The sequence below is a fragment of the Candidatus Methanoplasma termitum genome, assembly GCF_000800805.1.
In the GTDB taxonomy this organism is placed as follows: domain Archaea; phylum Thermoplasmatota; class Thermoplasmata; order Methanomassiliicoccales; family Methanomethylophilaceae; genus Methanoplasma; species Methanoplasma termitum.
In genome coordinates, this window is sequence record NZ_CP010070.1 from 892328 (window position 1) to 912757 (window position 20430).

Genomic DNA, 20430 nt, shown 5'->3' on the forward strand with positions numbered 1-20430 from the left:
CTTTTTGATCTGGCTATACCAAAAAACTGGTCACCACCCCTCCGGCATCGAGACCTTGGTGTTCTTCTTATTCACCTTGAGATCTTTGAGTTTCTTCTGCTCCTCGATCTTATTTATTATCTTGACGCCCCTGGCATACAGAATATCCGTGCTCTCATGCATCAGTCTCTCTATCTTGTGTGAGATGTCGATGGAACTGTCCAGCCTCTCGCTGCCCGGTCTGTGTGATATGTAAGCGGTGGTCGCATTGTAAAGGTCATACACCTTGATCTTCTTCCTGTCCTTCACATCGGGGTTCAGAGCCTCAATATTCTCCACTATTGTGTCCGCCTGCGTCGGAGATAATGATATCCCGTAAAGAAGCGCAGTCGCTTCATCTATGTCAATGGCTTCGAGGTTCATCTTGGCCAAATGGTCTGCCAGGTTCGGTACCTGATCCAGTGCTTTGCCCATCACATTCCCGAACCCATCGATGATGTTGTCTTTCTTCACGTTGTGTTTCCACCCGATCTTCCCGAGGCTGAACCCAAAGGCATTATAATTGAAACAGACCATCCTTATGCCGAAGACCTCGGCTCCGAATCCGGTCTTCCCATTGTGGCTGTTGTACATCCTTACTCCAAGCATGAAGGGGTCATCCCGCATCACTCTGTCAGCGTATTCTTCGATCTTCACCTCAGGGGACATGAAGAATCCGTGTGCGTGCATTGTCCCGACCGCTTCCGAAACAGAACCGAATACGTTTATTCCAGTTTGTTCAGAAGCCTGTGCCATCGCTTCGAGTATCTTCGAGTGCTGAACGGGATTATACTTGTTAGACATGATCGAATAGACCTTGTTCGACCTTTCTCCGACTATTGCTCTATAGTCCTCTGAAGGCGAGTAGTTGAGATCTCCCGAAGATGTTTTGAACGGTACCACCGGATTGACCCACTTCACATGCTCAGGGGCCTGTGCCCTGAGCTGCGTCGGATCCTTGAATGTCACATCCCTCAGGTTGCCGACGAATGTGTTGCTTGCTGTCCTCATCTTACCAAGCCTTCCCACAGACGGGGGCCGGTATGCGTTTGCCGGAGGCCTTACTCCGGCGAGTCTGTATATCTGTTCCAGATCTGTCATTTAGTTTTCCTCCTCTTTCGTTTCTTCTTTTCTTTCAGCGATCAATGCTTTCCAATCAAAGTCTCCCCTTGAATTCTTTAGATTATCAATCATCTCGCTGCCTTTCCCGTAAACTTGTTCGATTTGTTCCATAAATTCGTCTTCGGTCAGTTCCTTGAAGCCGTCGCTGCCGCATGGATCGAAACTGCGCTTTCTGTATACTGAGACATCGTATTGAGATAGTCTTATCCACATAGCATCCAAACGCAACGAATTTGATTGTTCACCGGCAATGACCCAGATGTCCTTAAATTTGGCATTTTCATCCATAAATTTAGATTTCCAATCCAGCATGAGTATCTTACCGGCCCAATCCTTGGAAAGCGCTTCTTTACACCTTGCCGCACATTCTCTTGCATCCCTTTCTGTGTTGTATGGGCGGCGGCAGTATGCGCATGTCCAAGGCTTGTCTATTATCACACCTTCCGGAGGTGCCTTTCTTTTCATGTCCTTGTTTTCTTTCAATTCAGCATCTAACTTTACTTTGCAGGAGGATGCACACTTCTTTGCATTCTCTTCGGTCGAATACCAGCTGTGACAGTATGCACAATGGTACAATGGAAAAGGTCTTGTCTCGACTTCCTCCTTGGGCATTCCTTTGTTTACGTTGGTCTTTACCGCTCCTTCCTTTTTACAGATCAGTAACCTCCAGTCATATTTCCCACTCGATGTTTTCAGATCGTTGAAAATTTTGTCATATTCTTCTCTGAAACGTTCAGTCTGCTCTTCGAATTCGTCTTGGGTCAGCTCGGTGCCTTTGGAAGACCCCCCGATTCCAGTGGAATTAGAAATAGAAACGTCGTCTGATCTCACTGTGAGGCAAATTGCGAATCCTTTGTCCGGTTTCACATATACAGATGTCCCATTTGCGTCTTCGGTAGAAAAAATCTTGCCGTTCCACTTCTTTTCCGATCGTTCGCGAATCTCGGCAGCTTCTTTGTCTTCTGGGTGGCAGTGCCTACAATAAGAAGATTTAACAGTTTTTACTATACTGACAATACCTCCATTTGGGGTGTCCTTTCCGTATCGATCTCGATTCCAGAAGGGGCATTCAGACAGCTTATGCAGAACATTGAGAGTGTCCTTTCCGTATCGATCTCGATTCCAGAAGGGGATCTCTTCTTTTGGGAATGTGGTCTCTCTGCTGCTGCTAGTGATCCCACTGACACGCCCGCATTCCGCACACTCGTCTATTCTATACTCTTCCAATTTCACATTATTCTCTGTCATTTCATTCCTCCTGCGAACCTCGATGAGCTTCCTATCGGCACCTGGATACCCCTGAGCCGAGGCAAGCTCGAACCATTTCTCCGCCTCCTCAAAATTATTGGATGTTCCCTTTCCAATGCACAACAGACCCATATTCATCTGAGCTTTTGCAAACCCTTGTTCCGCCGCCATCTTAACCCATTTTACGGCTGTTGCAAAATCCTGCTTGACGCCCTTTCCATTGAGGAACGCCCACCCTAAGCCGTTCTGCCCTCCAACATGACCCTCATCTGCGGCCAGTCTCCACCACTTTAATGCCAATGCATCATCCTGCGATACACCGACCCCGTCGCTATACATCAACCCGAGTTCACGCTGGGCGTCCGCATCGCCGCTCTCCGCAAGCTCTTTGACTTTCTCGACCTCTTCCGAAGTGTATTCGTTCTTCCTTTCAGGTTTGCACGACATGTTTGGATCTCCGTTCATTAAGTTCTTGAGATCACATCGTCGAGAATGTACTTCAAATACAAAGCGTTATTAACGTTATTTTTGTTATAAATGTTATTACAGTTAAATATCTCCTATCTCATAACATATCACATGGGAAGTTCATCCGGAAAAAGAGAGAAAGTAGTGGTCGCCTGCACAGTGTTCGAAGTTCCGAAGGTCATCAGACCTATCATCGAGTACGAAGCATCGAAGGTGCATCTGATCCATTATACAGACAAGAAAAATCCTGATGCGAAGATCTATCAGGAATTTTTTTGAAGAAGTTGTCTCTCAAATAAAGGAATATTCCGCCATTAAAGAAAAGCTCGGCAAACGTGTCGAGATCGTTGAACACGCAGATTACAGGACCAGCGATTTTCAAAAGATGCTGATGACCGTTCTGCGCATAATAGAAGAAGAGAAAGCTCTGAACAAAGAATCTGAGATCTACGTTAACATATCCTCCGGAACAGCAGAATACATCTCGGCCGCAACGATAGCGACAATGATGGCGGCTTCAAAGACCGAGGGGATCAGACTCTTCACCGTAGGAACTGAACCGCGGGGATATTCTACCTACGGAGAACAACAGGTCAAAGCATTGTACTATGAGAACGGCAGACCGGTCGGTCTGACAAAAATGGCAAGGGAGCCTCGGGAGGTCCCTATGTTCAAGGTATCTGTCCCGGATAAAGGTCTGGTCAAAGGGCTGAGAGAATTCGGTACTTTCGATAAACCGGTCACCGCAAACACGGTCATCAATGTACTGAAAAAAAAGGATCTTCTTTCCGATGATGAAGATAACAAAAAGAAGAACAGAGATCAGGCCGATGTGATGAGATTTAGACGTAACTTCCTGGACAAGTGGGTAGAGGAAGGATGGGTCGATAAGCGTGAAGGAAGCAACAAATATATGCTGACTGACGACGGGAAAATGATCATCGATACCTTCTATTTGGAAGATGAAGATACAGAGGATAATGCAAAGATCCGCAAGTGAGCCATTGATGCAAGCACCAAGGAACTTAACTCCGCTGTGAGGAAAATTAGTTCGGAATACGGTACATTAGAAATCGCATCAGAATGGTTGAAAGAACACATAAGAAAAACGGCTAAGTTTCACTGACTTAGCAGTTTGAGTCCATCTTTATGCTTTTCAAGAGAAAATTCCAATTTCTTCCTATCGACTTCCGACAGGATTGGCCCTTCAGCAACATTGCCTGTAAACACTTTGTCGGACTGGCGGGTTGCTACATTGGTATTTGTCATCTCTTAACCTCTTGAGGCATCATCGGTTGACTTTCTTTGATGCTCACATTAAATAATTTTTGCGTAGTATTTGGTGTTATCGGTTCAATGGCCCACTTTATTTTTGTTTTTCATTGAAAAAAAGTTTTTGAAATATACTTCCAAAAAATCTATTTTTCAAAAGTTTTTGAAATATACTTCCAAAACTTTTATCTACTCTCCATCTCATATTACCAATAGCCATGACCCCCAAAGCCAGAGACGGGTACCTTGACAAGCTCATCGAAGCGATCGACACTCCGGTCATCAAAGTGATCTCCGGCGTAAGAAGATGCGGAAAATCCACATTGCTGGATATTTTCGAGTCCTATCTCCTTTCATCGGGAATAGAAAAGGAAAGGATCGTTCGTATCGATATGGACTCCAAAGAAATGAAATCCACGGTGACCGATTGGGAGAAGCTGTATGATGCTGTGGAAAAGAGAATGAAGAAGGGGGTCAGGAACTATATTCTTTTGGACGAGGTTCAAAATATAACCGACTGGGAGAGCGCCCTGATAAGTATGTTCACGGATCTCGACGGCGACTTCTACGTGACGGGTTCGAACGCGGTAATGTTATCTCCCAATATGAGCACAAAACTCGTCGGACGATTCATCGAGATAAAGATGCTGCCTCTGTCATTCAAAGAGTACATGGACTTCACTTCATCAAAGGACGAAAATAGGTCTTTTTCAGAATACATGAAGACCGGAGGTTTTCCGTTGGTCTCATTGCTCCACGATCGACCATCTTTGCAGAAGGATGTGCTCAGCGGCATATACAGCACCATCATGGATGTCGATATCATCGAGAAGAATGAGATACGTGATGTTCCTCTGCTGAAGAATCTGGCTGAATTCCTGATCGAGAACGCGGGCAACACCGTGTCGTCAAAGAGCATCTCGGATTATCTGAACAGCAGCGGCAGGAAGAGCAATCCTCACACGATAGATGATTATCTGCTTATGATGGAACGTGCGTTCCTGCTTTACGGAGTAAGAAGGTACGATATCACAGGAAAACTCAGACTGAAGACGCTTGGAAAGTACTATGTTGTGGATCCGGGGTTCAGGAACCTGATCGGCGGCAGGAAGGACGGTCCCGGGAGGATGATCGAGAACATTGTATTCTTGGAATTGGTACGCAGAGGATATGATGTCATGATCGGGAAGGCCGGCGAATTCGAAGTGGATTTCATAGCGGATCTGCATGGAGAACGTATGTATATCCAGGTAACAAAGACGATGTCGGACGAAGTTGTTGCGGAACGCGAGCTGAGACCGCTGCTGGAGATCAGAGATAACTATCCGAAGATGATCATCTCCATGGATCCGGAGATGCCGGGCGATCATTCGGGAGTAAAGAACAGGAACATCATAAGATGGCTGCTTGAGGAATGAAAAAGGCAACTTTTTACAGCATGAAGGTGAAACATGAAAAACAACATTGTCCCTCATCGTTTTGAAACAAGAGCGGAATGGCGGAAGTGGCTGCAGGAGAACTTTGACAAGAGAACCGAGGTCTGGTTTGTTTTCCCGTTAAAGGCGTCCGGTGAAATACCGATCTCATACAACGACGCCGTTGAGGAGGCTTTATGCTTCGGCTGGATCGACAGCACCGTAAGGTCGTTTGATGAGACACACAAGATACAAAGGTTCACTCCACGTAATCCGAAGAGCACATACTCACAGCCCAACAAAGAGCGGCTCCGTTGGCTTGCAGAAAACGGACTGATCCACCCCGCCGTCATGGATAATGTATCCTATATTCTGGATGAACAGTTCGTTTACCCGGACGATATTATCGATGTCATCAAAAAGGACGGGACCGCGTGGACAAACTTCCAAAAGTTCTCCGATCCGTACAAAAGGATACGGATCGCTTTTATCGACGCCGCCCGTGATAGACCCGACGAGTTCACAAAGCGTCTGAACAACTTTCTTAGAAAAACGCATGACGGTAAAATGATTATCGGTTACGGCGGTATAGACAAGTACTATTGATCCGAAAAATTACTATATCTGTTTCGGCCACCCACAACGATGTGTTTTTTTCTTACCATCCTTTTTCCTTGCTGAGCTCGACCATGTCCTTTTTATCGAATATAGAAAAAGGGTTGCCCTTCACCGGATTGAGTGTCGGGCCGGTGAACAGCTCAACGGTCTCGTTGCCCGCCGTGATCTCGTAGTATGCATGATACTTTACAGGGTCGAACTTGCTGAATACTATGAACGCATAGACGCGTTCGCTGGGTATGTTGTACTCCCGGGTCTCGCCGTTCTTCAGTGTACCGATCTCTTTGCATTTGATCCCTCCGAGTTCGAGTTCTCCCTGGCTGTCTTGGATGAACACTCTTACTTTTGCTGCCGAGGCTGTGAATGTCTTCTTTCTTTTGAATATCAGTTTCCTCATGGTATTCCGTACCCCGATATTGAACAATGTTGGGCGGATATAAACTTTGCATCGAACCTATCAATACCGGCAATCTGAGACAGATATTCTGACCTGAACGCACACATTGGCGTATGGTTTTCATTTCCTACCGCAACAGTAAAAGCAATGCGGCGCCGCCGGCCGCTATGTTGCCGCCGCCGACCCTGCCGATCGGTATCCCGGAAACCCCTTCGTAGATGTTGCCCTCTTTGTCCACTCTGCCGATCGGTATCCCTGATGTTCCCCTGTAGATGTTACCCTCTCTGTCTACCCCGCCTATAGGATTCTCGGAAGATCCTTCGTAAACAATACCTGCCACCAGGTTGACCATGCCGACCGAGCACTGAGAGGACCAGTCGTAGATGACACCGCCCACATCGACCCTGCCTACCGGATCCAAAGACGGCCCTTCATATATGATCCCCGACTGCATACCCTCGAACTTCTGGAACAACAGAAGCAATGCTGCGCCGCCCGCGAAGATCTCGTTGCCGCTGACGCTGCCGGCACGGCCGCAGCCGTGGGATCCGCCGTAAACGGTGCCGTTCGCATAGACACGGCCGACACATAACTCATTCCATGACGAGTCCCTCTCGTAAACAATTCCTTCATTATCGACCCTGCCGACGCAGTTCTCGTCCCATAATGATCCTCCCTCATAAACTGTGCCGTCTGTGTCGACCCGGCCAATGCGGTTCTCGTCCCATGATGTTCTCTTCTCATAAACTGTGCCGTCTGTGTCGATCCTGCCGATGCAAGAGGACCTCACATAAATATCTCCCATGGTTGCTCCGCTTCTGTTTTCTGATACGGTCCGGACACGGATGTTGTCCGTCCTTTCGGTTCCATATCACATCAGAGCTATAAAGCTGTGTGCGGGTGCTGGTTAAATGAGATCGAAGTTTGACCTCCGCATATAGCCAGACAATGATATTTCTTAATTGTTTATCGTACTTTCTGCCACCCATTTGAAGAATTGTGATACAGAGTTACGGTTGTTTTGATAAGCATTATTAAGATCTGAAAAAATCAATTTTTCAGACAACCTATCGGCACTACAAACACTCCATCTGGTCTTTTGTAGGCGTTCTGCGTCCCTGTCACGATCATCAGAAATGCTGGTTCTTTCATCTTGTCCGTGTTTACTTTCTCTTTCAGTTTGAGCAGATTCTTTGCCGCTTCTTCTATGTTATCGTCTCCGCCGAGTTTTATTTCCGCTGCGCCCCACTTACCGTTATTCAGATGGATTATGGCATCCGCCTCCAATCCATTCGCATCATGATATTGGTATACTTTCCCACCCAAACATTCCGCGTATGTTCTTAGGTCTCTGATCGCCATCGTCTCGAAGATCAGTCCGAAAGTCCTGATATCGCTGATGAGATCGCTCGGCGATATCTCTAGAACCGCAGTAACGATGGATGGGTCCGCTAACTGCCTTATGTTTGTGGTCCTGATAACTGTACGAGAACGCAGACTCGGACTCCATGCCTCGATCTCATCTATAACGAATAGTTTCTCAAACGCCGTAATATACGAGTCCAATGTCTTAGGATCAAGCACCGCATCGTTCGGTTCCACATCTCCGTGGATGGTGGTCATTCTCGCCGGAGTGGATATATTGCGTGCGTATGCTTTCAATATCGTTTTTGCTCTTTTCGGATCGCGTACAATATTGTCCACTTTCGTGATATCTTCGTTAAGCAACACATCTAAGTAATCAAAGGATGCTTGCAACGCAGCCTTTTCTTTGTCATACATTATATCGGGCCATCCGCCGCGGCAGACCAGGAACGCTAACCTGTTCAGAGTGTGTTCGTTCCTGCCGCTAATCTTATTTACTCCCTCGAAAAGTTCGGCAAGCGAAACGCTGCCCGTGGAATCCCGCGATTCCCAAAGACTCATTGTCCGCATTTTTATCTTTGCTATCCTGCCGACCCCGCTGTGGCGTTCTTTATCTTCTATCGGCTTAGCAGACCCCGTAAGAATGAACTGCCCGCGCGCCCCAGTATCGTCGACCTCTGCCCGTATATAATCCCATAGTTCGGGGATCTTTTGCCATTCGTCGAACATTATGGGTCTTTCACCGGCAAAGAGGTTTTCATCATCCATGTCAACGAACATTTGGTAATCTTTGAGCACTTTCTTTTTTTGAAGTTCCACTACTGTCTTTGCGAAGCGTTTTGCTGTTGTCGATTTGCCACTCCATTTAGGTCCTTCAATAACAATGCATCCTTTTGCATCAAGTTTTTCCTCTATGGTTGCCTCCAACAGCCTGGGTATGTATTGTTTCACATTTTTCAAAATGCAGACTGTGTATTTAAGTTATAGGCCAAATGGAGACTTTGTGGCTGTTTCATTGGAGACTTTGTGGCTGTTTCATTGGAGACTTTGTGGCTGTTTCATTGGAGACTTTGTAGCATCTTGAAGACACATTGTGCCGCACGCCGTTTATTCCGTCAGCAGGTTATCGAAGTATCCCTGTATCAGGATGACCGGCGTTCCTTTGTCGCCGCTTCCGCTTACCAGATCGGACAGGCTTCCCAACAGGTCGGTGTACTGCCTCGGCGTGGTCCCTAAAGCAATGGTGCCTCTGTCCTTATGCTCCTCGGCCCTCACAAGCGCAGCCCTTTTATCTTTTTTGTCTTTTTCGTCCGCAACGATGTTCTTTAGCTTGACCTCGTTCGGCGAGCCTTCCAATCCTTTTGTATATCCTGGAGATACGACAGGGTCTGCCAACTCCCATATCCCGCACTGCGGATCTTTGAAAGCACCGTCCGCATAGACCATGACATGCGGCCTTACTTTTGTTCTCTTAAAGAATTCATCCTGAACTTTGCGCACGAAAATGTCGCAATCCCTCGGGAACAGCTTGATCCTGTCGTGGCCGTACATGTTCGACCCCAAGATGCCGTATTTCTCGTTGTAACCGTGCTGACTGCTTGGATCGTTAAGAATTTCTGCCTGGGTCAAGACCTTCTTCGCGCCGCTCTTCAGCAGATATTCCTTTGTCCTTTCCCTGTTGTGTATATCGGCGACCACGACCTTGTCGGTGTGCTTCAATATCATCGCGGGATCCCTGCTCAAAATGACCTCGATGTTATCGTTGATGCTCTCATACAGCTGAATGTAATCTATTCCCGTGAATTCATGAACGTACTCGCCGTATCTCTTTCTGAACTCTTTGCCGGTATATTCGGACTGACCGCTGTCGATAGAATAGGGGTTCCATCTCTTCAGGTCCATTATCGGATTTCCGACCTCATCCTGAGGATAGTTCAAAAGAACGGTTATCTTCTTCGCTCCCTTCGCGATCCCTCTGAGCAGTTGGGAGAACCTGTTCCTTGACAATATTGGGAATACAACGCCTATGTGCTGGCCTTTGCCGAATTTCGATTCGATGTCTTTTGCGATCTGATCGATCGGGGCAAAGTTCCCCTGCGATACCGCCACAATGCTTTCCGTGACAGCGACAACGTCGCTCTCTTTTATTTCGCTGACACCGAGAACGTTGGACACTACAAGATCTACAAGGTCATCTCCCTGTGAAATGAAAGGCAGTCTTATTCCTGTGACGACAGTACCGGTTTTTCTTGTCATGGTAGAGATTTACTTGTATGGTAAGGATTAGTAATAAAACCTTTGTGGGATGCACACAGAAGCACACTTTTTCACGGGCGATCGGGACTGCGCCCGACTATGTGCTTTATAATTCAATTGCCGATTATAATATGATGAGAACATTGTTGGCATATGACGGCAGGCAACAAAGAGTTTTAGACTATGCTATAGACCACGCTCTTGCCTATAAAAGCACCCTTTTCATAATATCGGCTCTGGCCACGAAGAATGCCACAGAAATAGATGCGGGGCTCCCTAAGCTTAAAGGATCCCTCGAAGCGGCAAAACAGCGTGCGTTAGATAAAGGAGTCGATGTTCACATCATGACGGGAGCGGGGGATCCGGCGACAGAGATAGTCGCTGCCGCAGAACGGATCGGAGCGGATACCATAATTGTCGGCCACCGAGATAAGACCGTGCTTGACCGCGTGGTTTTGGGAAGTATCTCCGAGAACGTGCTGCGCAACGCCCGCTGCACTGTCATTTTTGTTCTGTAAGACCAAAGGCAGTAAGCATCGCACGAATGAGCCTGTCCGGGGCCGGTGGACATCCGGGGACATACATGTCAACATCGACCGTACCGCCGATACCCTCGCCTACTACCTCTCCTTTTGAGAATAACCCGCCTGAGATCGCGCAAGTGCCCATCGCTATGATCACTTTCGGCTCCGGCGTAGCTGCCGCCGCCTTCATCAATGCATCATACATGTTCTTTGTCAGCGGCCCCGTTATCAGCAGCACGTCGGCGTGCCTCGGCGATGCTACGATCTTTATGCCGAACCTTTCTGAGTCATAGAACTGATTGGACAGAGCGTTCACCTCCACTTCGCATCCGTTGCAGGACCCCGTGTCAACTTCTCTGATAAATACAGACCTCCCGACGGCCTTCAGTTTCTTTGCGTCTAAGGTATCCTTGTTCTTCACCGGAGGTGTGTTCTTTGTGAATATCAGGCCTTCTCTCGAAACGGCATAATCCGGTGCATCGACGGGAGATATAGCTTCCTTTGTGCATGCCCTCCTACAATCCCAACAGAACAGGCATTTGCCGAGATCTATTGTCCATTCGCCGCTCGTATCTATCGCATTCGACGGGCAGACCTTCGAACAGACCCCGCATTCATCGCATTCCACTCCCGCAAGCGGCATCTTTTGCGCTCTGCCGAATATCACATCGATGCTTTCCGTCGGAGCCCTGTTCTGTGTGACGATATTTTTAAGCGCTTCTTGTAACAATCTTCTTTTCATTTCATCACCTCACAGGTCATTTCCGCTGTATGACAGGTCGAAGCTCTTGTTGATCAGCGGAAAATCCGGCACTATGTTGCCTAAGACCGCAAGCTCCAACGCCGGCCAGTTGGGGAACGAAGCGTCCTTTATCTTATATCTCCATATCTTCCCGTCGACGATATGCACGCAGTGGATCGATTCTCCGCGGGGAGACTCCACCGCTCCGATCGAGAATCCGTCCTTGATCTTTATTTTGCTTGAGATCGGCCCGTCCTCGATATTGTCCAGACACTGCATGATTATGCTTATCGCCTCCGATATCTCGCTGGTCTTGACCCTGAATCTCGCATACACATCCCCTCTGGTATGTGTGGCCACTTTCATACCGATCCTGTCATAAACCTCATATGGGTGGCTCTTTCTGACGTCGTACTCTATCCCGCTCCCTCTTGCGATCGGCCCGACGGCTCTCAGTTCGACGGCGTCATGCGAGTTCAGTACGCCTGTCGTTTCGGCACGGTCCATGAACGAAGCGGATGATGTGGCCATGTCGAAGAAATCATCGACATCGAGTTTCATACGCATCAGTTCCTTCTCGATCAGGCTTGCCTTCTCTTCATCGATATCTACGCATACTCCGCCTAGACACAGGGTCCCCCAGAGCAGCCTGTGTCCGGTTATTCTTTCATTAAGGCGATGCATGCGTTCTTTCAGCATATACCCCTTTGCCGCGGGCACCGAGAGTGCGGTATCCAACACTATACCGCTGATGCCTCCGAACAGATTGTGTATCCTCTCCAGCTCCGCATAGATCGTGCGGATGTATCTCGCCCTCAACGGTATCTCGGCATCCCCTTCCATCGCCTGCAGGTACGCCAGGGAGTGTGCTATCGCATTGTCCCCGGATATCCTCTCTATGAGTCTGGTCATATCTTTGTTAGCGGGCACTTCCAGCATCTTCTCGATACCTCTGTGCGAATATCCGAGATAGGTACGCATCGTCAGTATCGGTTCGCCTGCGACGCTGAATCTGAAGTGCCCGGGCCCTATGACCCCTGCATGTATCGGCCCTACCGGTATCTCGAATAGCCCTTCGCCCTTTATCACATTGCGCGGGATGGGAGTCGAACGTATACCGGTCGGCTCTTTCGCGCCCTTTTGCAAAGGATATGCTCCTTCCTGAATGCTCCTGAGTTTCAGAGGGCGCATGTCTTGATTACCCAGCGGGACCACGTTGCTCATCTCGAACATCTCCCTCTCATATATTCCGGCTGCGGGGAATTCATCCGATAATGATGTGTAACTGTTCTCTTTCAGCACAGAGGTCAGCCTCGTGACCTCGTCCTGCGACACCAATATCGTCTCCAACGTCCTTTCGAACTCTTCGGAACCCTCTTTGACATACATGCACGCTATGCCGAACCCAAGCTCCGTGTGGAACCTCACATAATCTTTCAGATCCTCTATCGACGCTTCGATCTCGCGTGTGATCCTCACAATATACCTCCCGTGACCGCATCGGCTATCGATTCCAATGCATCTCTCATTTGTTCCGGCATGAATAGTCCCAGAAGGATTATCGCAAGCAGCAACAGCACCATGGGAAGTGCGCGTGAAATGCCTTTCAGTTCCTTTACTTCTTTTTTCGTATCGCCGCTGAGCATCGGAAGCACGTTCCTCAGGAATCCTGCGAATACCACTATGATCAGCACCACCATTACCGCTGCCACAATGTACATACCGTCGCTGAACGCTCCGGCCAATATGGATATCTCTCCTATGAACACAGCGAATGGCGGGACGCCCAAAATGGCAAGAGTGCCTGCGGTCATCATGAAGGCCGTGAACGGCATCTTTTCCCTGAGGCCTTTTATGTCAGCCATATTCGACGTGCCGTATCCCTGTATCACGTTGCCTGCCGCAAAGAAAACGAATGTTTTTGTCAAAGAATGAGCGATGACATGGAACAATGCTCCGAAAACAGCCAGCGGAGTGCCTATCCCGAATCCGATCATCATTATCCCCATGTGCTCTATGGTGGAATAAGCCAGCATACGCTTGATGTCCTTCGATATCAGTATGAACGCCGCGGCCACCGCCATTGATATCAGACCGAAGCCTATCATCAGGCTTGACGAGAATCCGGGAACCGCGACATTCAATATCATCTGGAACCTCAGTATCGTATACATTGCACAGTTAAGCAGTACAGCAGATAGCATAGCGCTGATAGGCGTCGGGGACTGGCTGTGTGCATCGGGGAGCCATGTGTGCATCGGCACCAGCCCCATCTTGGTCCCGAAGCCGACCAGTACAAAAACGAACGCTATCTTGAGCAGGGACGGGTCGAGGTCCGATGCCACGCTGTAGAGGATCGGCCAGTTCAGCGCGCCGGGATCATTCCCCAATACAGCCATCGACGAAGCGTAGATGAGGATTATCCCCATTAGTGCCAGAGTGATGCCCACGGAGCATATCATAAGGTATTTCCATGCCGCTTCCGTGGAGGATTCCTTCCTGTAGAAACCGACAAGGAACGCCGAGACCAGAGTGGTCGCTTCTATTGCGATCCACATAATGCCGAACGAGCTGACCACACACACGGTCAGCATAACCGCCACGAAAGTGTGGAAAAGGACCGAATATATTCGTTCATCCTTGGATGTTATCCTGCCTTCGTCCTTGTCCAACTTGATGTATCCGGCGGAATAGATGGATGCCATGAAGCCCACCAATGCGATCAATATCAGGAACAATGCAGAGAGCCCGTCCACATACCACATGCTGTACTCTGTCGTCTTGCCGGTGAACGCATCGATGCACATCGGGACCGAGGCAACAAGCAACGCCAGCGATCCGATTATGGATACCATGGATCTTGTCCTTGCCCACGGGATCGCTGCGCACACCAATGCTGTGGCCACCGGGATCGCAAGAATGATCTCTACCGTCAGGCTCAATCTTTCAACCTCCTCATGAATCCCGTGTCAATGGAGTTGAATGTCTGGCTAATGCGGAACATGAAAATGCCCACTATCACCGCGACCATGAGCACGTCGAAGAATATCCCTATCTCCACGAGCAGCGGCATGCCGTATGAGATCGATAGGGCACCGAGGAACAGCCCGTTCTCCATCATCAGCAGGCCTATCGCTTCCGTTATCGCCTTGCGTCTGGTCACCATCATGAACAATCCTATCAGTATCACTGACAAAGATATCGCAAAACAGTTCTTGGTTATCGTATCGAATGGTTCCGAAATGGGTGCGGAAATGAAATAAGATATCAGTATAAGACATGCGGATATCAGCAGGGATGTGGGTATGCCTATCGAGGAATCCACTTCTCTTCCCGACTTTATCCTTTGCGAGGCGTATTTGAGGAACCAAGGTATGAGTATGACCTTTACGACGAGGGTTATCCCTCCGACGATGAAGATATTCGTGTGGCCCGTGCTTATTCCGATTACGACCGCCAGCGCCACAAGGAAAAGCGATTGCGCGGCAAATGCATTCATCAGCTGATTCATCCTTGTGGTGGACATTGCCAGCAAAGAAAGCAGCAGCATCCCTACCGCGCAGATGTCTATCAGGTTTTGAGTCAGTGTCGTTTCCATTTTCATACCTCACAGAATGTACAGCGATATCAACGCCAGAAGGGACAATACGAATGATGCGGTCAACAGGTTAGGCAGGCGGAACAGTCTGAATTTAGCTATGTACGATTCGATGACCGCAATAATAACAACGATTATCAGCAGTTTGGCCATTATTGCGGCGAACCCTATTATCAGCGACATTACATCGGCGTCGGTCGCTATTCCCCATGGAAAGAACATCGATCCCAGTATGCTCATGAATATCGTGAGCCTCAGCATGGAAGAGAATTCCATGAGGCCGAGACCGCGGCCGGAATACTCTAAGAGCATCCCTTCATGCACCATCGTCAGTTCCAGATGTGTTGCGGGGTTATCGAATGGGATGCGGGCGTTCTCCGCCATGAGCGTTATGAAGAAAGAGGATGTTGCAAGTATCAGCGTGGGGGTCAGCGCTGCGATCCCCATATCGATTATGGCGGGGGGTATGTCGCCTATCGCCGTGCCCGCTTTGGTAAGACCGGCCAATGCCATCACCGACAACAATAAGGCCGGTTCTATCAGGACGGACATCATCATCTCTCTGCTCGATCCCATCCCTCCGAATACCGACCCTCCCTCCAATCCGCCGAGTACCATCATGAAACGATACATAGTGAATATGTAGACCATGGCGATGAGATCGCCGTAAGGCGCCAGCGTATCCACGAACATGAAGGGGATCATCAACGCAAGCAAGAGCATGCTGCTTAGACACACATATGGGACCGCACGGAACAGCCAAGTCGAATGCCTTGAGACGACCTCGTCCTTTTTGAACAATTTGATAAGGTCGCGATACGGCTGGAAAACGCTGTTCCCTTTCCTGTGCTGCATGTATGCCTTGAGCTTTCTTATTATCCCGGTAAGCAGCGGCGAGATCAATATCATTATAACTGCCTGAAGGGCCGAGAAAATGATATCCTGGATCACAGCAGCCCCACCACCAGAAGGAGGACCACCAGAGTGATCAATATGTATCCGAGATACGTCTGTACGTTGCCGTTCTGCATTCTGCCTATAGTTTTTGCGATCCTTGTCGCATATCTTCCTATTGGCTCATACAGATATGTTACGAACGGTTCCACATAACGTATCGAGAAATTCTTCGAATTCGTTTCGTCCTCATCGTCCTGGATATCGATGATGTCCCCGTACAACGGGTGGAACACTTTCACCAGCGGCCCCGTGAACCCTACAGATGAATACTGCATATGCTCTTCGAGCCGGGTGCCGCAGTCCCAGGTCTCCTCTTCCCTGACGTCCTTTTTGCGTATTCTCAGGACAAGGTAAACTGCGACTGTTATGCATACCAATATGGCGGCCAAGACCGGCAGGTTCAGAGTACCGAGCAACGGTCCGCTGTATTCTTCGGAGAAGGGGGATGATAAGAGATCCCCTACCGCATTTCCGAGACGCTTCATGATATCGATGGCGAATATCCCCATTACTATGCACAGGCCGGCAAGTGCGGCCATAGGGACGAATGACGTCTTGCCTATCTTCTTGGGATTCGCGACAGATTTCGATCTGGGCCTTCCCAAGAATATGAATCCGTAAAGGCGGGCATACGAGACCGCCGCCATCATTCCGCTGATGCCGATGACGGCCACTCCGAGAGGGAGTATCAGCTCTATACCGTTCACCCCGGCGACCTCTCCCGCCATGATCGATTGTATCATCATCCACTCGCTTGCGAACCCGTTCAAAGGAGGTATGGCCGCCATTGACAGGACCGCAATGAGCGCAATGAAAGAGAACACAGGCAGAACATTGGCCAGCCCTCCCATCTTTTCAATAGCTGTCTCACCCGTGGAATCCTCTACGGTACCGACCGTCATGAAGGCCAGGGCTTTGAAGACCGAATGGTTTATGGTATGGAGCAGCCCCGCGATAAGGACGATCGTCACGAGATCTATTGATCCTCCCGTCCCGCAAAGCATCGCAAAGGACAGACAAAGCATCACCAATGCCATATTCTCAACGCTTGAGTAAGCCAATATACGTTTGGGTTCGGTTTGGATAAGGGATTCCAAAGCCCCCCATATCGCAGTCATCGAGGATAACACCATGAGCAGGATCGCAAGAACATACATGTCCTCGCCCACTCCGAGATATCTGAATATCCCTTTCAGCAATATGAGAACAGCAACGTTGGAGGACACCGTGGAAAGCATGGCAGACGTGTATGTCGGCGCTTTTGCATAAAGATCGGACATCCAGACGTGGAATGGGACCAATCCGAGCTTTGTTCCGAACCCCAGGAACAACAGTGCCGCCACAACGCACGACATGAGAGCGCCCATATCTGAACCGATACCGTTCCAATCGGACAGAATATCTGTTCCGGCGAACGTGAACATTATCAAAAATGCCGACACGATCATCAGGCCGCCGAAGTGCGTTATGACCAAGAACTTCCATCTGGCTCCGTCCCCTCTCTTGCTGTATGCCATCAGGAAAGTTGTGAGTGTGATCATCTCCCACGATATCAATAACAAAAGGACATTGTTCGCACACATTGCAAGTACGCAGGACAAGAACAGTGCGCACATGAGCGCATAATACCCCGATCTGTCGGGTGCAGACCCGGAACGGACCATGTGGAGGATGATCATGAAGAATACAACAGAGGAAACGGTGATCATCATCGAGGTGATCCCGTCTATCAGAACAGAGTATGACCCCCATGCGGAGTGTATCGGTAAAGTGTATTCTATCGTTCCATACCACAAAAACATCGGATATGCCGATATGCCGGCGGCGCAGGATATTAAACAAAATGCGGTCGATGTGTATTTTGCGATCCTATGCCGGACAATGCCTATCAGGAGTCCGGCAAAAACAGGCACGAATAAAATTGACAGATAGACCTCAATAAACTGCGAAAACACAACCGGTCTCCTCATTTGCAATATTATAGGTACTTTTCAATTTTACCAATTGACAATCTCTACTGTTTATTAAAGCCTTTTTACAACGAAGTTGCTCTTCAGAAACCTTCAATATTTTATTACGATTCAACGGCCCTGCACACAGAGCATAGCAAATACCTTTTAATCCGCTTATCAATAGATAATAAGGAACTCAGCCATGGAATACTGGATAATCTTTGCATTCGCTTCCGCCTTATTTGCCGGTCTGACATCAGTACTGGCAAAGATCGGCCTTAAAGGCGTGGATTCCAATCTCGCTACGGCATTAAGGACCATCGTTGTCCTCGGGTTCGCATGGATGGTGGTCTTTGCCGTAGGTTCTCAGAGCACTATCTCCGATATCAGCACACATACCCTGACCTTCCTAATATTGTCGGGGCTGGCAACGGGTGCGTCGTGGCTGTGTTATTTTCGAGCCATCCAGATCGGGCAGGTGAACAAGGTCACCCCGATAGACAAGAGCAGCACCGTGCTGACGATGGTGCTTGCGTTCATCTTCTTGGGAGAGGGCATCACGTTATGGACGGTCGCCGGAATGATCCTGATGATATTCGGAACATTCCTTATGATCCAAAGAACAAAAGCTGACATCGAAACTCCGGCTGACAGGAGATCTTGGATAATATTCGCATGCCTGTCGGCATTCTTTGCCGCCTTGACATCGATACTCGGCAAGGTTGGCATCGAGGGTGTAGAAGCAAATCTTGGGACCGCCATAAGAACGATAGTTGTGCTTTTGATGGCCTGGCTTATCGTCATTATTCAGAAGAGACAAAGAGATATCAAGAAGATAGAGAGGAAGAATTGGAATTTCTTAATCCTTTCCGGAGTGGCGACCGGGCTTTCGTGGCTGTGTTTTTTCAATGCATTGCAGAACGGCCCGGCAAGCATCGTTGTGCCAATAGACAAGTTGAGCATTGTCGTAACGGTGGTCTTTGCCTTCCTGATACTTAAGGAGAGGCTGTCGAGGCCTGCTTTGATAGGCCTGATCTTGCTGGTAATAGGTACGCTGGTACTTCTGTTATAACAAAATATAAAGATCGGGGCTTCCGCCCCTTTATTGTTTTAGAGTTTTACGGGCACAAGGTGCGCCGAGAGTCCGAGTTCTTTCTCGCTCATTCCCATTGCGATGCCGAAGAGCTGCGATAGGTGGATGACGGGGATGTTGAACCCGAGGTCCTTCTCGGACGAGTCGAACTGAAGGTGGCAGAACGGACAGACATCGACAATGAATTTTGCGCCTGATTCTTTCATGTTCTCCAGGTTCGTCTTGGTGAACTCTTTTGCTACGTCTCCGAAAGCGGCCCTGACTCCTCCTCCCGCTCCGCAACAGAGGTATTTCTGTTTCCTCGGAACGCTGACGCATCCGGTCGCCTCGACAAGCTGATCCAGCATGTGGGGGTTCTCTGGGTCGTCGATCTTCTTTATGTCGCTGGGTTTCAGGAAGTGGCATCCGTAGAATGTCGCTATCTTGTAGTCGAGAGGTTTCGTTACCTTTGCCTTTATTTTGTCGATTCCAACCTCTCTGAACATGACCTCGGCCATGTGATAGACCTTTGTGGTCCCTTTGTACTCCATTCCGATCTCTTTGAGGAACTTGTTCGCTTTTGCGCGCACATCGGCGTGGTTGTTGAGCTCGTGTGCGGCCTCAAAGAGGGATCCGTAGCAACCATTGCAGATCGTAATTATCGGAAGTCCCTGTTTCTCGGCAAGAGCAAGGTTCCTTGCGGCGGCGGCGAGCCATGTGTCCTTGCTGAAGGATTTTATCACACCCGGTGCCGGGCAGCAGCTTGCGTCTTCAAGTTCGACGAGTTCGATGCCAAGTTTTGCGGCAACTACTCTTGTGGACTTCTCCAGTCCGGGGTATCTGAGCGGCGCTATGCAACCCAGGAAAAATGCGTATTTTGTCATTGTGATCACTCCACGATCTTGTTGAATCCGGTCGCATTCATCAGCTTAACGAGGTCTTCCATCGCTTTCTTGTTTGCGAGCACGGTCGGGGGGGTCTTCGCGAGGCCAAGGTCGACCCTGAGCTTCTCTATTTTGTCCTGGACTGTGACTGTGTGTCCTAGTTTGTAGAGGTTTGTTGCCGTTTTCTTGTGGTTCTCATAAATATGGCTTTCTGCGACCGCCATGTTCCTGAGTGCGGTAATGATGTCTACTATAGGAACGGCGCGGGGGCATCTCTCGACGCATGTGTAGCATGTTGTGCAGTCCCAAAGCTCCTCGCTGCTAAGTATTTGCTCTTTGAGGCCGAGCTGTGTCTGTCTCATGAGTTTTCTTACTCTGTATGATGTGCGCCTTCCCGAGGGGCAGCTTGCTGTGCAGGTTCCACATTGGAAGCACATCTTTACGTCTGCGCCTCCGTTGTCTGCAACTTGTTTCTCAAACTCCGGATTTGGTTTTATCTCCGTAATAATCACCTGAGACGAA

At 48.9% G+C, this 20430-nt stretch carries 20 protein-coding genes; 6 read left to right on the plus strand and 14 right to left on the minus strand.

What is annotated here, in order from left to right; all coding sequences use genetic code 11:
* Window positions 1–30: 30 nt before the first annotated feature.
* Together Mpt1_RS04275 and Mpt1_RS07295 are read right to left on the minus strand one after the other, a co-directional pair.
* Window positions 31–1119, minus strand: coding sequence for a DUF932 domain-containing protein (locus tag Mpt1_RS04275; protein WP_048112492.1), 1089 nt, complete (start codon window positions 1117–1119; stop codon window positions 31–33).
* Complete coding sequence (locus Mpt1_RS07295; protein ID WP_158386751.1) at window positions 1120–2835, minus strand: tetratricopeptide repeat protein; 1716 nt, start codon at window positions 2833–2835, stop codon at window positions 1120–1122.
* Window positions 2836–2967: 132 nt separating this feature from the next.
* Between Mpt1_RS07295 and Mpt1_RS07700 the strand changes: the two genes are divergently transcribed.
* From Mpt1_RS07700 to Mpt1_RS04295, 4 genes are all read left to right on the plus strand, one after another.
* Complete coding sequence (locus Mpt1_RS07700) at window positions 2968–3135, plus strand: hypothetical protein (RefSeq protein WP_158386753.1); 168 nt, start codon at window positions 2968–2970, stop codon at window positions 3133–3135.
* Window positions 3107–3856: an HFX_2341 family transcriptional regulator domain-containing protein gene (locus Mpt1_RS04285; RefSeq protein WP_048112494.1), complete on the plus strand. Its 750-nt coding sequence runs from the start codon at window positions 3107–3109 to the stop codon at window positions 3854–3856. Before Mpt1_RS07700 ends, Mpt1_RS04285 begins: the two co-directional genes overlap by 29 nt.
* 490 nt (window positions 3857–4346) lie before the next feature.
* Entirely contained in the window at window positions 4347–5546 is a 1200-nt protein-coding gene (locus tag Mpt1_RS04290) for an ATP-binding protein (protein WP_048112495.1), read from the plus strand.
* Window positions 5547–5579: 33 nt separating this feature from the next.
* The gene (locus Mpt1_RS04295) at window positions 5580–6149 is read left to right on the plus strand and encodes a YdeI/OmpD-associated family protein (protein WP_048112497.1); all 570 of its coding nucleotides are present in this window, start codon (window positions 5580–5582) and stop codon (window positions 6147–6149) included.
* A 52-nt stretch (window positions 6150–6201) separates the two neighbouring features.
* On the opposite strand, the gene Mpt1_RS04300 is transcribed toward Mpt1_RS04295, so the two are convergent.
* The 4 genes from Mpt1_RS04300 to Mpt1_RS04315 all read right to left on the minus strand — a co-directional run bounded on the left by Mpt1_RS04300 (window position 6202) and on the right by Mpt1_RS04315 (window position 10179).
* Entirely contained in the window at window positions 6202–6558 is a 357-nt protein-coding gene (locus tag Mpt1_RS04300; RefSeq protein WP_048112499.1) for a hypothetical protein, read from the minus strand.
* A gap of 127 nt (window positions 6559–6685) precedes the next feature.
* On the minus strand, window positions 6686–7348 hold the full coding sequence (locus tag Mpt1_RS04305; RefSeq protein WP_148305832.1) for a hypothetical protein: 663 nt from the start codon (window positions 7346–7348) through the stop codon (window positions 6686–6688).
* Between the two features lie 260 nt (window positions 7349–7608).
* Window positions 7609–8874, minus strand: a complete 1266-nt coding sequence (locus Mpt1_RS04310) for an ATP-binding protein (protein ID WP_048113823.1) — start codon at window positions 8872–8874, stop codon at window positions 7609–7611.
* A gap of 156 nt (window positions 8875–9030) precedes the next feature.
* Window positions 9031–10179, minus strand: a complete 1149-nt coding sequence (locus Mpt1_RS04315) for a coenzyme F420-0:L-glutamate ligase (RefSeq protein WP_048112504.1) — start codon at window positions 10177–10179, stop codon at window positions 9031–9033.
* 131 nt (window positions 10180–10310) lie between these two features.
* On the opposite strand from Mpt1_RS04315, the gene Mpt1_RS04320 reads away from it, so the two are divergent.
* Window positions 10311–10697, plus strand: coding sequence for a universal stress protein (locus tag Mpt1_RS04320; RefSeq protein ID WP_048112515.1), 387 nt, complete (start codon window positions 10311–10313; stop codon window positions 10695–10697).
* Here the strand turns inward: Mpt1_RS04320 and Mpt1_RS04325 are convergent.
* The 6 genes from Mpt1_RS04325 to Mpt1_RS04350 are packed head-to-tail and all read right to left on the minus strand — an operon-like array spanning window position 10681 to window position 17913.
* Entirely contained in the window at window positions 10681–11445 is a 765-nt protein-coding gene (locus tag Mpt1_RS04325; RefSeq protein WP_052399285.1) for an NADH-quinone oxidoreductase subunit B family protein, read from the minus strand. The genes Mpt1_RS04320 and Mpt1_RS04325 overlap by 17 nt on opposite strands.
* Before the next feature lie 9 nt (window positions 11446–11454).
* Window positions 11455–12924, minus strand: a complete 1470-nt coding sequence (locus Mpt1_RS04330) for a hydrogenase large subunit (RefSeq protein ID WP_052399286.1) — start codon at window positions 12922–12924, stop codon at window positions 11455–11457.
* Entirely contained in the window at window positions 12921–14387 is a 1467-nt protein-coding gene (locus Mpt1_RS04335; RefSeq protein WP_048112517.1) for a hydrogenase 4 subunit F, read from the minus strand. The genes Mpt1_RS04330 and Mpt1_RS04335 overlap by 4 nt, the downstream gene beginning before the upstream one ends.
* The gene (locus Mpt1_RS04340) at window positions 14384–15043 is read right to left on the minus strand and encodes a hydrogenase (protein WP_148305833.1); all 660 of its coding nucleotides are present in this window, start codon (window positions 15041–15043) and stop codon (window positions 14384–14386) included. Before Mpt1_RS04340 ends, Mpt1_RS04335 begins: the two co-directional genes overlap by 4 nt.
* A gap of 9 nt (window positions 15044–15052) precedes the next feature.
* On the minus strand, window positions 15053–15994 hold the full coding sequence (locus Mpt1_RS04345; RefSeq protein ID WP_202965135.1) for a respiratory chain complex I subunit 1 family protein: 942 nt from the start codon (window positions 15992–15994) through the stop codon (window positions 15053–15055).
* Window positions 15991–17913 (minus strand): proton-conducting transporter transmembrane domain-containing protein, encoded by a 1923-nt coding sequence (locus tag Mpt1_RS04350; RefSeq protein WP_048112522.1) that lies wholly within the window; start codon window positions 17911–17913, stop codon window positions 15991–15993. The genes Mpt1_RS04345 and Mpt1_RS04350 overlap by 4 nt, the downstream gene beginning before the upstream one ends.
* A 241-nt stretch (window positions 17914–18154) precedes the next feature.
* On the opposite strand from Mpt1_RS04350, the gene Mpt1_RS04355 reads away from it, so the two are divergent.
* Window positions 18155–19024: an EamA family transporter gene (locus Mpt1_RS04355; protein WP_048112524.1), complete on the plus strand. Its 870-nt coding sequence runs from the start codon at window positions 18155–18157 to the stop codon at window positions 19022–19024.
* A gap of 38 nt (window positions 19025–19062) precedes the next feature.
* On the opposite strand, the gene hdrB is transcribed toward Mpt1_RS04355, so the two are convergent.
* Together hdrB and hdrC are read right to left on the minus strand one after the other, a co-directional pair.
* Entirely contained in the window at window positions 19063–19908 is an 846-nt protein-coding gene (gene hdrB / locus Mpt1_RS04360; protein WP_048112526.1) for a CoB--CoM heterodisulfide reductase subunit B, read from the minus strand.
* Window positions 19909–19913: 5 nt separating this feature from the next.
* Window positions 19914–20420 carry a CoB--CoM heterodisulfide reductase subunit C gene (gene hdrC / locus Mpt1_RS04365; protein WP_048112528.1) on the minus strand — a complete coding sequence of 169 codons (507 nt, stop codon included), beginning with the start codon at window positions 20418–20420 and terminating at the stop codon, window positions 19914–19916.
* Between the last annotated feature and the right edge of the window lie 10 nt (window positions 20421–20430).